Genomic DNA, 12,965 nt, shown 5'->3' with positions numbered 1-12,965 from the left:
GCGGCCGTCCTGCCTTTGCTGCGCGGCGTCGGCGAACGGTTCGTCGTCTCGTCGCGCTTCGAACTCTCCGTCCGGCCACCTGTCCGCGGATGGGATCATCCGCCATGGCCAGGCCGGCGGGTTAGTATTATATAAAATACTTGTTTATCGCATACGGCCGGGCGTCGAGCGCCGAGGTCGGCCGGAAGGGGACAAAGGGCCCGTGATCATCTTCACCGAGGCGACGCCAAACCCCGACGCCATGAAGTTCCGGCCGCACGTTCCGATCACGGACGGCCCGACGGGTTCCTTCGACCGAAAAGATTTTGACGCTTCGGCGTCGGCCCTGGCCGCGGCGCTGTTCGAGATCAAGGGTGTGCAGCGCATCTACATCTCGCCGGATTTCGTGACAGTCGTGAGAGCGCCGGGCGGCCCAGGCTGGGACGAAATCCGCTGCTCGGTGACTTTGAGCCTCGCAGAACACATCGCATCGGGCGTTGCGGCCCTCGAAGAGACGGCGACGGCCGACGCCAGCGGGGACAAGGTTGAAGAGGAAATACGCCAGGTGCTGGAACTGCACGTTCGTCCCGCCGTGGGGCGCGACGGCGGCGACGTCGTCTTCGACCGGTTCGAAGCCGCGACGGGGATTCTCTGGGTGAGCATGCAAGGCGCGTGCGGCGGTTGTCCTTCCGCGCGTCTGACCTTGAAGGCCGGCGTCGAGCGGATTGTTCGCCGCTACATCCCAGAAGTGCTGCGGGTGGAGGAACAGACGCCCGAGACGGCGCGCAGTGAGGTCGGGATCCGGTTGAAGCGCTGGGCGCAATCCCTGGGCGGCACGGCGGTCTCGGTCCGCCGCACCGTCTTCACACACAACGGACGAAACGCCGCGAGGCCTTGATCCGGGGAAATTGGATCTCGAGACCCGACTCTCCGCGCGGCCCCGACAGGATCCGCAATTTGACAGGCGGCAAGTGGGATGGCGACATGGCGCCATGCGCAAGTCTGCAGCTTTCGAGCGGTTTCGGATGCACGGCGGGAGCCTCCAGGCAGGCCGCTAGCCCCGGACGGGCATGCGCTGTCGGTCCGGGGTTCGGTCGCTCGTTCCCGCCTCGAGGTCAGCGCAGTCGGACAACCGCGCCGAGGCTTCCCTGGAGCCAGACATGCAGTTCTTGGACAGCCGATCGCCGCGCCCTGCGGACGCCCGCTGCGCATCAAGGGCCCATGCGCCGCCCGCACCGTCGCACGGAGGCGTGGACGCCGGATGGCCGCGAGGAGGCGGAACCAGCCGCCCGAAAACGCCCCCCTGCGACACCGACCTTGAGACCTCGACCTGGCGCAATGTGCTGGAGGCCGTGACTCATGCTGCGCGATGGGAAGTCCGCGATCTGCTCGCTCGCCGGGCGCATGAATGGGCGCCTGACCTCTTGCGGGGGCGCTCGGGTGAATTGGCCGTGTCCGAACATGGTGTCGATCAACTGCTGAGCGTAGCCCTGGACCGTGCGGCGGACGGCTTGGCCGCCGGATCGCCGGATCCGGCGATCGATCTGAGCGACTTTTTGCATGCGGAGCGATTGCCCGAGCCGTTGCGGGAACAGGTGCATGGCCTTGCGGCCGCACTCGAGGCCGATCCATCGAGCGGCTTGGGCCTTGGCGCCGCAGGTCGGACCGGGGAGGCGTGGCTCTTGGACGCCGGCGAAGCTGACGCCCGCCTGTGGGCTGACCCGCGCATTCCCGCAGATCTTGAACTGAGGGCCATCCTGCTGGCGCGCACGCGCGTTGCATGCGCCGTCGCAGGTCCTGCCCCCGCCAGACCGTGCGGCCTTCAAGGCTGGCGGGGCAGATTCATAAGACTGTTGAGCCGGTTCCGCCCCGGTTCCATCTTCGCTCGTTCCCGCCTGCGGCGTTCAGCGCCGTCCGCCCGTAAACGCGAGTAGGAACTGAAACAGGTTGGCGAAGTCCAGGAAGAGGCAGAGCGCACCGACATTGCTCGCGACGACAAGATCTGCATCCTCCGCGGCTGCGTGGCCATAGATCAATTTCAGCCTTTGCATGTCGTGAGCAATGAGGCCTGCAAAGACGAACACCCCAAGGGTGTTCACAGCAAACGTGACAGCCGGGCTCGCCAGGACAAGATTCAATCCGAGGGCGACGATGAGGCCGACCAATCCAGCGCTCAGAAAAGCGCCCGCCGGATCGAGATTGCGTCTCGTCGTGTAGCCGAACAGCGCCAGCGCGCCGAATCCAGCCGCCGCGCCCGCGAAGGTCGTCGCGATCGACACGCCCGTAAACGCCAGCAAGACCGCTCCAGAGGCGCCGCCCATGGTGGCCGCGACGCTCCAGAAGAGCAGAGCCGAGCGACGACGCGTCTGGGGGACACCGCCGAAGAGAGCAAGCGTGATCAGGGGCGAGATCGCGACCAGAAGTCCGGCGCCGGTGAGGCCGACCGGGTCATGAGCGCCCTCTGCCCGCATGTGAAACAACAGATCGCGCAGCGGTGTCGATGCGATCAGGTGACCCAGCCCGCCTGCCAGGACAAGACCGCCGGCGACCTTGGCGAACACCCCCTGCAGGAAGCGTTGAAGGCCGCGGTCAACGGTGTGGAGGTCGGCTGGCGCGCCGGACCGCGCGATCGGAGCCGGGTCCGTGTCGATCATGGTGCGCTCCTGTTCGCCAGCGCGGACCCCGAGCCCGGTGCGCCGCCCGCCCGCCGCAACGCCCGTTCGGCGAACGCAATGTTCTCGGCATGGCCGTCGAGCATCGCGCGAAGCTCCGAATGCAGACCCGCATCGGCCACCCTGGGCAGCAGCGCGCGCAGCTTGCGCACCACCCAACCTTGCCCACGGTTCACGAACGCCAGGCGGGCCTCGAAGCCGGGGATGGCCATCGCCTTGTGGTAGAAGTCGCCGACCTTGGCGGAGGGCTTTTCGCCCATGCGGATCAGCGCTTCCGAGAGGACGTGACACCAGTGCGCTTCGTCACGCCGCAACTGGAAGGCGGTCAGCTTCAGGTCCGGATTTGGAGCCTCGCCGACGAGCGCGGCGGCGACCCGAACGCCGGCGCGCTCGGCCTCGAGGAGCATATTGAGCTGCTCCACCAGCTCCGCAGGCGTGAGATTTCCCATGTCCCCGGGATCGACCTCGGCCGCATAGCGGGGGGACGCGGCGGGCGGGCGGATCCGGTCGTCCGCACTCACGCCACCGCCTCCGGATAGCGCCAGCCCGCTTCGTCCGCGATGGCGGCGTCGAGTTGTGCGCCGACGAACGACCAGTCGACGAGCTGATCCCACCAGGCGATCAGGAAGCCGGTCCGATCATTTCGATGGTCGAGGTAATAGGCGTGTTCCCAGAGATCGCAGACGAGGAGCGGCGTGAGACCCGGGTCGACAAGCGGCGAGCCCGCGTCGTGGGTGGACATCACCGACAGCACGGCGCCGCGGGCGACCAGCCAAAGCCAGCCCGACCCGAAATGCGCGGCGCCCTCTGCAAGAAACTCCGATCGCAGACCCGCCTGGTCGCCAAACGCGAGCGCGACGGCCGCAGCGAGGACGTCCGGAACGGGCGCGCCGCCGGGCCGCATGCAACGCCAGAAGAAGGCGTGGTTCCAGGCCTGAGCGGCGTTGTTGAACAGACTGGTGTCGCCGCGAGCGGCCCGACGCACGACGTCTTCCAACGTCGCCCGGGAAGCTTCGCCGTTGGCGAGAAGCGCATTGGTCGACTCGACATATCGCGCGTGGTGCTTTCCGTGGTGCGTCAGCAGCGTAGCTTCCGAGATCACCGGCGCGAGCGCACCGGAAGCGTAGGGCAGGTCTGGAAGGATGAACATGTCTGTGGATCTCCTAGCGAACCGCGCCCGACGTTGAGCGACGAACGGCGTGGGCGGCGCTCAGACCCGCTTCGACATCTGAAACCAGCTCGGCTTCGGCTTCGAGACCGACGGACAAGCGCAGCAAACCGCCGTGGATGCCGGCGGACGCACGGGCGGCCGGGTCCATGCCCGCGTGCGTCATGGTCTCGGGATGCGCCACGAGGCTTTCGACGCCCCCGAGAGATTCGGCCAAGGTGAACACGCGGAGCGTCTCGACGAAGGCCCGGGCCGCCGCGAACCCGCCATGGAGTTCGAAGCTGAGCATGGCCCCGAAGCCGCGTTGCTGTCGCCCGGCGACGAGGTGGCCCGGATCGGCGCGCAGGCCCGGGTAGTGGACCGCGCTCACGGCCGGATGACCGGCGAGCAGGTCCGCGAGGGCTGCGGCCGAGCGTTGTTGACGCTCCATGCGGACGAACAGGGTGCGTAGCCCGCGAAGCGTCAGATAGGCGTCGAACGGAGCGCCGATCGCACCTGTCGTCGCGCCCCATTCCGCCAGCGCTTCGGCCTCGTCTGGCGCGGCGGCGACCACAGCGCCGCCAACCACGTCCGAGTGGCCATTCAGGTATTTCGTCGTCGAGTGGACGACGAAATCGGCCCCGAGTGCGATCGGTTGCTGCAGCGCGGGAGATAGGAAGGTGTTGTCGACAACGACCTTGGTCCCGGCGGTCTTCGCACGAGCCGCCAGAGCGGCGATATCGTACACCCGCATTAGCGGATTGCTGGGAGTCTCGATGAGCAGGAGGGCGGGACGACGTTCGAGGGCGGCGCCCAGGGCGTGCTCATCGGCCTCGTCGACGAACGCGACCGAGAACTGCCGCTTGGCGGCGCGCGCGCCGAGCAGCCGCTGCGTGCCCCAGTAGCCGTCGTGAGGCGCGACCACCAGATCGTCGGGGCCCAGGCGGCCGAGGAGGAGATCGATCGCCGCCATCCCACTGCCGGTGATCACTGCGCCTGCGCCGCCTTCGAGCAAGGCCAGGGTCTCCGACAAGAGGTCTCGGCTGGGATTTGCGGCGCGGCTGTAGGCATAGGGGCCTTCCCGACCGAGACCTTTGAAGGCGTAGGTGCTGGTCAGATGAAGCGCGCCGACGATGTCGCCATAGGCGTCGCGCGCCACGCCGTTCGCCGCAGCGATCGTTTCGGCCGCCTGCGGCCGCGCCCAAGCGCTCCGGGGCCTCACGGCAGCCGCACGATGCGCAGATACGGCCTTAGCGCTGTCCAACCTTGCGGAAAGCGCGCCCGGGCTTCGATGTCCGTCACGCTTGGGGCGATGATGACCGCCTCGCCGTTGCGCCAGTTGACGGGCGTCGCCACGGCTTCGCGGTCGGTTAGCTGCAGACTGTCGATGGCGCGCAGGATCTCGGGGAAGTTGCGGCCGGTGCTCGGCGGATAGGTCAGCACCAGCCGGATTCGCTTGGCGGGATCGACTACGTAGACGGCCCGCACCGTCTGGCTCGGATCACTCCGCGGATGGATCATCCCGTAGAGCCCCGAGACGGTCCGATCCGCATCGGCCAGGATCGGAAAGTCGATGGCCGCGCCTTGAGTTTCCGCGATGTCGTCGCTCCAGGCCTCGTGAGCGTCCAGAGGGTCGACTGAGACCGCGATCGGCTTGACGCCGCGCCGGTTCCACTCCGGGCGCAGGCGCGCCACCTCGCCGAGCTCGGTCGTGCAGACGGGTGTGAAGTCCTTCGGATGACTGAACAGCACGCCCCACGCGTCGCCCAGCCAGGCATGAAAGTGGATCCGGCCGGCCGTGCTGTCCTGCTCGAAGTCCGGAGCGATCTCACCCAGTTGAAGCGTCATGTCTCGCCTCCTTCGGGCTGGGGCGCCAGATCGCGGGACCCCCGCTCGCGCTGCAAACGGCCGCCGCCACGGGCCCGGACCGCAGAGGGTCGCCCGGCCGGGGGCGCGGCGACGGCCGCCCTCCCCACGCCGGGCCCAATGTCCGGCGTGCCTCTCGCCCCCCCTGACGCGCCGACGCGCTGAGACCGCGCCGCCGTCAGGGGGGCCCGCAACGAAGGCGGCTCGCGATTTGCAGCCGCGCCCGCACCTTGTGCGCCTTCTCCGCCGCTCGATCTCACACGCCGCATCCTGATTTCACCGGGCCGGCCACGAGACCGGTCGAGTGCAGTGTGCGACCGAGCTCAACAACAAACAAACGAATGCTATTGCGATTTAACTCCAATTATGTTGGAGTAATCCCATGGATATCGGCCTCGCCAAGACCTTTCTCGAGATCGTGGCGACGGGAAGCTTTGTCGGCGCGGCCGAGCGATTGCATCTGACCCAGACGGCGATCAGCGCACGTGTCCGGCTCCTTGAGGAGCAGGTCGGCCGACGGCTGTTCGTCCGCAATCGCGCGGGCGCACGCCTGACGCCGGCCGGCGAGCGGTTCCAGCACTATGCAAGGACTCTGGTGCAGGTCTGGGAACGGGCGCGCCAACAGATCGCACTGCCTCCGGGACGGGCGAACCTCGTCAGCGTCGGCGGGGAACTCAGTCTCTGGAGTCCGCTCCTCGTCGACTGGATGCTGTGGATGCGAGACCGTCAGCCCGATGTTGCGGTGCGCGCTGAGGTGGGCGCGGCTCCGCGCCTCCTGGATCGCGTCCAGGAGGGCTCGCTGGACGTCGCCGTCCTCTACAGTCCGCCGCCTCGACCGGAACTGGTCCTCGAACTCCTCGCCGAGGAAAAACTCGTCCTCGTCACCACGGAGGACAACGACCGCATTCGGCCGGAAGACTATGTTCTCGTGGACTGGGGCGAACCCTTCACCACCAGCCACGCGACGGCGTTTCCCGAGTTGGCCAATGCGGCGGTCTCGATTTCACTGGGCCCTATGGCCTTGACCTATATGCTTGCCGTCGGCGGCGCAGGCTATTTCCGCTCCACCGTGGTGCAGCCCTACCTTGAGAAACGCCAGCTTCGCCGGGTGTCGCGGGCGCCGGAGTTCTCCTATTCGATCTATGCCGTCTATTCGACGCGCAGCGCAGCGGAGATCATCGAACCCGTACGGGAGGGCCTCCGAATTTGCGCGGGGGGACGCGCCGCACCGCCGTGACCCTCCGGACTGGGGCTGGCTCGGGCGGCCATCGGGTTCCGCCATGATCGCCGGACCTGAGGCCCGTGGCGCCCCTGGGAAATTGGCGTCAGTGCGACAGGAAGAGAGCCAGGTCCGCCGCCCCCTCGAGCAGGCCTTGCGTCACGCCGCCGAACATGAAGCGTCGTAGGGTCGTTTGGCCGAAGGCCCCTGCCACGAGGCCGCTGGCGCCGAGCTGGCGGGAGGTCTCGAGGATCGCGCGCCCCACGTCGCCGCGGGCGTGAACGGCGAGTGGCCGGGCAACGACCGAATGGTCAGCCAGGAACGAGAGCAGTCGCCCGGCGGCGCAGGGGTTTGCGTGTGGCACGGTCAGGACCACCACGCTATCCGCCTGCTGCAGCCAGGGAAGGACCTGGCGTACGGTCCTGGCGGCAGCGGCGCCGCCATCCCATGCGATCACCACGAGACCGCCTGAGCGCGGCGGACGGTCGGCCACCACGACGGGCCGGGCCTCGTCCACCAGCACCTGACGGAAGGCCGACGCGAATGCGCCGCAACCGCGCGCAGGCGCCCGCCCCCACACCACCAGGTCGGCAAACCGCGCGGCCACGCGCAGCCCGCTCCAGTCCCGAGACGCGAGGTTCTCAAACCCCACTCGCGAATAGTCGAGACCTGCCAGATGTTGGCGAGCCGACGCTTCGCCGCAGCTGAAGCTGCGAGCAAGCTCCCCGATCGCGAGATCCGAGGCTCCCAGCCCCGCCTCGCTGGCCCATGCGAAAAGGCGGTCCGGCGGCAGCGGGCAGTACCCGGCGTGCACCGTGGCTCCAAAGGGTTCTGCCAGCGCGCACGCCGCAGCAAGGGTCGGCGCGTCGCTCTGGCCGCCAAGGAGCGGCGCAAGGATGCAGGTCCAGGTCATGGGACCGCCCGCGTCGCGGCGGTTGACGAATTGTCTCGCGCCGGACGCCTCCGAAGCCCGGTGCGTCGGATCAGCACCGCATACTGATGGGCCGAGAGGTGCGACTGCACTTGGCTCAGGAGGTCGATCGTGACGACGACGACGATCAGGAGCGAAGAGCCGCCTAGGTAAAATGGAAGACCGTAGGCGCTGATCAGGATCTCGGGCAGCAGGCAGACGAATGCGATGTAGCCTGCGCCGATGACCGTGATGCGCATCAGGACATGTTCGAGGCGATCAGCCGTGGCGCGGCCGGGCCGCACCCCGGCTAGGAAGCCGCCATGCTTGCGCAGATTGTCCGCTGTGTCCTGCGGGTTGAACACAATCGGCGTGTAGAAGAACGTGAAGTAGACAATCAGCACACCATATATCGACACGAACAGCGGGCGGCCGTGTTGGAGTTGCGCCAGGGTGGCCCTGAGCCAGTCGGGCGTGTCCTGGCCGACGACTCCGAGCGCGGTGGCGGGCAGGAGCAGGAGGGAGGACGCGAAGATCGGCGGAATGACGCCGGATGGGTTGATCTTCAGCGGCAGAAACGATCGATCCCCGCCGGTGGCGCGCCGACCGCCGTCCCGCCGGGGATAGTGTACGGCCAGCCGGCGCTGCGAAAGCTCGACGAAGACGATCCCGGCGCAGAACGCGGCCCCGCCGACCACCACGACCAGCATGGTCGCGTTCGACATTGCGCCCGTACGAACAAGGTCCCATGTCTGGATCGCTCCCTGCGGAAGTCCGGCGACGATACCCGCGAGGATCAGGAGCGAGATGCCGTTGCCAACACCTCGAGCGGTGATTTGCTCGCCGATCCACATCAGCAACATCGCGCCGCCCGTCAGGGTCGCCACGGTGGATGCAATGAAGAAGACGCCGGGGCGCGCCACGAGCCCCGGGGACGCCTGAAGTCCCAACGCGATGCCCAGCGCCTGGAAGGCCGCCAACCCGACAGTGAGGTAACGGGTATACTGGTTCAGCTGACGGCGCCCCGCCTCCCCGTCTTCTTTCTTCAGCTTCTCCCACGCCGGATAGAAGGGGGTCACGAGCTGCACGATGATCGAGGCTGAAATATAGGGCATCACATTGAGCGCGAAGATCGCCATGCGTTCGACCGCGCCGCCTGAGAACGTATTGAACAGCCCCAGCAGCCCGCCCGACTGCGTTCGAAAAGACGCGGCAAAGGCCACCGCGTCGATGCCGGGGATCGGAATGAAGGTGCCCAGTCGATAGACGACCAGGGCCACAAGGGTGAATCCGAGACGGCGCCGCAAATCCTTTGCTTGCAGAAGGACCGATACATTCAGGTGCGCGCGAAGCTGCTCGAACGCCGATGCCACGGGACGGCCCCAACATCAAATAACGCACCGCCGCATGCCGCGTCAGCGCTAGTCCATAATTGATGCAATACTGAGACGACTACAGCGACACTCAAGCTTATATTATTGGCAATTGTCTGCAAATACATTGCAGCATCGAATTCCTGGCTTGACGCCGCGGAGCAAGGTCATCCGGCCGGTTGCGGCGGTCGGCGCCATCGCTTAGGGCCGACGCAGTCTCAGAGGCGTCGGTACGACGGCGTTTGAGATCGACCCGCCGCCAAACTCGAAGAAGTCCCCCTGATCCCGCAGGGGCAAGGAACCTGACGCCCTCGCCCACGCGACAGCACCGTCCACGGGAGCGATTGGGCGCGTGCTGCGGCCGGCTCGCTGACCTCCCAGCGGCCAGCGAAGCGGCGCGTCGGCAGCTTCGGGAACTCCCGCGTCTCATGCGGCATCCAATTGCAACTCGGCGATGGTCGCCGAACCGGGTCGCTGACTCGCACTTGCGCCGCTTCGCGCGGCTGGAGGTATGGAATGCAACCAAGGACTTTTGCAGGCGCGCTCGCCGTCGCCGTGTTCTCGGTGTCGATGGCGCCGGTGCAGGCTCAGACCCAGGCGCCTACGGATCCACAGATCGCCCACATCGCCTATACGGCCGGCGCCATCGACGTTGCGGCCGCGAGGCAGGCGCTGTCCAAGTCGGCCGAGCCGGAGATACGCGCGTTTGCAGAAACCATGGCGAGAGACCATGCGGCCGTGAACGACCAGGCACTGGCCCTGGCGAAGCGCCTGGGCATCACACCAGAAGAAAATCCGACCAGCGAGGCCCTCGAACGGCAGGCGTCGGAAACAGCCGCGCGGCTGGCTGAACTCAATGGCGCCGCCTTCGACAAGGCGTACATCGCCAACGAGATCGCCTTTCATCAGGCGGTCAACAGCGCGCTGAGCGAGATGCTGATCCCAAACGCGCGAAATCCTGAGCTCAAGTCATTGCTCGAGACTGGGCTGAAGCTCTTCCGCGCACACGAACAGCACGCCGAACAGATCGGCCAAGATCGAGATTGAGCTGCTCGAAATGGACTGGAACCGCCGCGCCTTCTTCTTCGCCGCGCCCTTCAGCTTCTCAGGCGCCAACCTGGCACGCGCCAAGCCTAAGGCCCACTTCTTGCGCATCTCGGCGATGGCGTTCGAACCACCGCCTGCGGGACTGAGGGTGGGCGACGAGATCGAGTGGATCAATTCGGACGGATTCCGCCACACCGCAACGGCGCGGAACGGCGACTTCGACCTCGACCTCATGCCGGGCCGTCGCGGCCGTACGGTTCTGCACAGGCCAGGAGCGATCGACTTCTACTGTCGATATCATCCGTCGATGCGCGGACGTCTAGACGTGCGCGGCTAGCCCCCATGGCGCGGCTGGACATCCAGCCGCGCCAGTACTGCGCGGGTCATGCGTTCACAGCGCTCGCCTTGAAATGGAAAGACATCGTTCAAGCCGCCTGCAAGGCTCGAGCAGAGGCTTCGCCTCAGTCGTCGCCGGGCTCTGAACAGGCGTGTCTTGACGGTGTCCGGCGCGATGCCGAGCAGCGCGGCCGTTTCCCCGATTGTGAATTGCTCCACCTCGCGGAGAAAGAACACCATCCTGAACGGAAGTGGCAGCTCATCGATCGCGATTTCGATCAACCGCCGCGCCTGGCTTCTTGCCGCGGCTTCCTCCGGCGTTTCGCCGTCCGACGCGTCGAGATTCGCGGGCGAGGACGGGGCGTCGCCCGGATGGTCGTGAGTCGATCCGCCGGACACCCGCGCGCGTTTCCGGCGAAGTCGGCCGTTTGCTTCGTTGATTACGATGCGCGTGAGCCAGGTGGTGAGGCCGCTGTCTCCACGAAACCGGTCCAATGCGGCAAATGCACGAAGATAAGCCTCCTGGACGACATCTTCGGCCTCGCCTTCGTCCCGCATGATGCTGCGCGCAACGCGAAACAGGCGCGGGTTGGCGCGCAACATGATCTCACGGAACGCCAGCGGGTCGCCGCCGACCGCCAAGCCAGTCAGCTGAGCTTCGGGGAACTGGGAATAGCCGTCATAGGATTGCGAGGGAGCAGGATCACCTGCGCGAGCCACACTTTCCATGCTCACAGGCCGGACCTGTGCAGGAATTCACTACGATGCGGCTCATGCTCCAAGGCGCCAGTAAAGTTCCGCGTCACCGTCGCGACGCCGATCCGGTTCACGCCCCTCGACGACATGCAGTCATGCGTCGCCCGGATCACGACACCGACACCGAGAGGCGCCAGCCCGGCCTGCAACGCATCGGCGATTTCAGCCGTCAGACGCTCCTGGACTTGCAGGCGACGACCGAGAGTTTCGACCAACCGCGCCAATTTGGAGAGGCCCACCACGCGGTCCCTGGGCAGGTAGGCGACGTGGGCGACCCCCCGAATTGACGCCATGTGATGTTCGCACCATGAAACGACAGGTATGTCGCTCAGCACAACGAGCCCTCCGTAGCTCCCGATTTCGGAGAAGGTTCGGTCCAGAAGGGCGATTGGGTCCTGGCGGTAGCCACTGAACCATTCTTCATACGCCCTTGCGACCCGCCCTGGCGTCGCGCGCAGACCTTCCCGGTTCGGATCGTCGCCAGCCCATCGAATAAGCACGCGGACCGCCTCTTCAGCCTCTCGTCGTGACGCCTGCCGCGTGATCGGAAGTTCGGACGGCGCAAGCGCTTGCTCAGTCTGTTCAAACATATCAGCGAAATCCCAGAAACGCGGTTTTGGCCATTGGATGCATCGTGGGCCTCCGGGGTTCCCGGGACTGGACGGCCACAGACTGCGGCGGCGGCGGACGGTCTGGTAGGGGAAGAGGGTTCCCGGAGCCCGCGAAACGTTGACGGAGTCCGGGGCCCAGCCGGCGGCGTGTGCGCGGGTCGGCTCGCCCTCGATACGGCCTTGTCGGCGACCTCACCGACATGGGCGGTGTTGAGGTGGGCAGATCGCTTCGCCACAGCGACAGCTGTGACCAAGCTCTTCAACTCGCACGGCCGAACTCTATTGCGCCCCGCAGCCTGGCGCCGTCGAGTTCCCGGCGCACCCGAAATGCTCGCAGGTTTCAGGGCGAGGTCGGCAATACGGGCGCGAAGGTGCAATCGGCGAACCGTTCGGATTCAGTGCGCTGGAAGGGCCGAGGCTCGAGACTCGAGCTTGACGGTGGGCGCCGCGTGCGCCGGCCGCGGCCCACCCGGTTGCGGGGCCTCGACCCAGCGGTTCTGGAGCTCGCCGCACGCCTGGATGGCCGGGAAGGCCAGTGGCCCGGCGTCGGACGGCAGGTGGACGAGGATCAGGAACTCGTCGAACTGGTTGGCCGGCAGTTCGCCGGTCCAGGTGATCGACACGGCTCGGTCAGGCTCGCCCGGCGGGCGCTCGACGCTCAGCGTCCAGCCCGGCTTGGGCTGGGGCCGGGCGGCGAGCACGCCCGTCGGGATCTCGATCTTCAGCGCCGTGGTGGCCTGCCCCTCGCAGCCGTGGCCTAGGCCGAAACGCAGCACCTGGTACGAGCCGGCCGCGGCCTGCGTCGGCGTGACGCTCACGTGCGCCGTCGCAGTTCCGGCGGCCGACAGGGCGCCCGCCACGACGAGGGATCTCAGTAGGACCATGTGAGGCCTCCGAAGACGCTGCGGCCGTCGCCGGGCCAGTAGGCGGCGCTGGCGGCGGTCGCCTGGATCTGCGCCTGGACGTTGGAGATGTAGGCCTTGTCGGTCAGGTTCCGCGCGTCGAGGAACAGGCTCACCCGCTCGTTGACCGCCCAGCCGATGTCGAGG

At 67.0% G+C, this 12,965-nt stretch carries 14 protein-coding genes; 4 read left to right on the top strand and 10 right to left on the bottom strand.

Annotation, left to right across the window (positions count from 1 at the left end; all coding sequences use genetic code 11):
* Positions 1-202 precede the first annotated feature (202 nt).
* On the top strand, positions 203-877 hold the full coding sequence (locus GC203_RS08705; protein ID WP_293453375.1) for a NifU family protein: 675 nt from the start codon (positions 203-205) through the stop codon (positions 875-877).
* A 1,006-nt stretch (positions 878-1,883) separates the two neighbouring features.
* Here the strand turns inward: GC203_RS08705 and GC203_RS08700 are convergent.
* The 5 genes from GC203_RS08700 to GC203_RS08680 are packed head-to-tail and all read right to left on the bottom strand — an operon-like array spanning position 1,884 to position 5,646.
* Positions 1,884-2,633, bottom strand: coding sequence for a Bax inhibitor-1 family protein (locus GC203_RS08700; RefSeq protein WP_293453373.1), 750 nt, complete (start codon positions 2,631-2,633; stop codon positions 1,884-1,886).
* Positions 2,630-3,172 carry a DUF6306 domain-containing protein gene (locus GC203_RS08695; RefSeq protein ID WP_293453372.1) on the bottom strand — a complete coding sequence of 181 codons (543 nt, stop codon included), beginning with the start codon at positions 3,170-3,172 and terminating at the stop codon, positions 2,630-2,632. The genes GC203_RS08700 and GC203_RS08695 overlap by 4 nt, the downstream gene beginning before the upstream one ends.
* Positions 3,169-3,801 carry a superoxide dismutase gene (locus tag GC203_RS08690; protein WP_293453371.1) on the bottom strand — a complete coding sequence of 211 codons (633 nt, stop codon included), beginning with the start codon at positions 3,799-3,801 and terminating at the stop codon, positions 3,169-3,171. The genes GC203_RS08695 and GC203_RS08690 overlap by 4 nt, the downstream gene beginning before the upstream one ends.
* Before the next feature lie 13 nt (positions 3,802-3,814).
* Positions 3,815-5,020, bottom strand: coding sequence for a cystathionine gamma-synthase (gene metB / locus GC203_RS08685; protein WP_293453370.1), 1,206 nt, complete (start codon positions 5,018-5,020; stop codon positions 3,815-3,817).
* Positions 5,017-5,646 carry a peroxiredoxin gene (locus tag GC203_RS08680; protein WP_293453368.1) on the bottom strand — a complete coding sequence of 210 codons (630 nt, stop codon included), beginning with the start codon at positions 5,644-5,646 and terminating at the stop codon, positions 5,017-5,019. Before GC203_RS08680 ends, metB begins: the two co-directional genes overlap by 4 nt.
* A gap of 400 nt (positions 5,647-6,046) precedes the next feature.
* Between GC203_RS08680 and GC203_RS08675 the strand changes: the two genes are divergently transcribed.
* Positions 6,047-6,901, top strand: a complete 855-nt coding sequence (locus GC203_RS08675) for a LysR family transcriptional regulator (protein WP_293453367.1) — start codon at positions 6,047-6,049, stop codon at positions 6,899-6,901.
* Positions 6,902-6,989: 88 nt separating this feature from the next.
* Here the strand turns inward: GC203_RS08675 and GC203_RS08670 are convergent, their stop codons facing one another.
* Positions 6,990-7,796 (bottom strand): universal stress protein, encoded by an 807-nt coding sequence (locus GC203_RS08670; protein WP_293453365.1) that lies wholly within the window; start codon positions 7,794-7,796, stop codon positions 6,990-6,992.
* Positions 7,793-9,166: a preprotein translocase subunit SecY gene (gene secY, locus GC203_RS08665; RefSeq protein ID WP_293453363.1), complete on the bottom strand. Its 1,374-nt coding sequence runs from the start codon at positions 9,164-9,166 to the stop codon at positions 7,793-7,795. The genes GC203_RS08670 and secY overlap by 4 nt, the downstream gene beginning before the upstream one ends.
* A gap of 516 nt (positions 9,167-9,682) precedes the next feature.
* On the opposite strand from secY, the gene GC203_RS08660 reads away from it, so the two are divergent.
* The gene (locus GC203_RS08660) at positions 9,683-10,213 is read left to right on the top strand and encodes a DUF4142 domain-containing protein (protein ID WP_293453362.1); all 531 of its coding nucleotides are present in this window, start codon (positions 9,683-9,685) and stop codon (positions 10,211-10,213) included.
* 10 nt (positions 10,214-10,223) lie between these two features.
* Positions 10,224-10,550, top strand: coding sequence for a plasmid stabilization protein (locus GC203_RS08655; protein ID WP_293453360.1), 327 nt, complete (start codon positions 10,224-10,226; stop codon positions 10,548-10,550).
* Here the strand turns inward: GC203_RS08655 and GC203_RS08650 are convergent.
* From GC203_RS08650 to GC203_RS08640, 3 genes are all read right to left on the bottom strand, one after another.
* Positions 10,547-11,278 (bottom strand): RNA polymerase sigma factor, encoded by a 732-nt coding sequence (locus tag GC203_RS08650; protein WP_293453603.1) that lies wholly within the window; start codon positions 11,276-11,278, stop codon positions 10,547-10,549. The genes GC203_RS08655 and GC203_RS08650 overlap by 4 nt on opposite strands.
* 2 nt (positions 11,279-11,280) lie before the next feature.
* Positions 11,281-11,895, bottom strand: coding sequence for a GTP cyclohydrolase I (gene folE, locus GC203_RS08645; RefSeq protein ID WP_293453358.1), 615 nt, complete (start codon positions 11,893-11,895; stop codon positions 11,281-11,283).
* A gap of 416 nt (positions 11,896-12,311) precedes the next feature.
* On the bottom strand, positions 12,312-12,800 hold the full coding sequence (locus GC203_RS08640; RefSeq protein WP_293453356.1) for a YcnI family protein: 489 nt from the start codon (positions 12,798-12,800) through the stop codon (positions 12,312-12,314).
* Between the last annotated feature and the right edge of the window lie 165 nt (positions 12,801-12,965).

Source organism: Phenylobacterium sp., from assembly GCF_016124325.1.
GTDB lineage: Bacteria > Pseudomonadota > Alphaproteobacteria > Caulobacterales > Caulobacteraceae > Phenylobacterium.
Note: the sequence above shows the minus strand (reverse complement) of the source record. Positions and strands in the feature narration are given on the sequence as shown.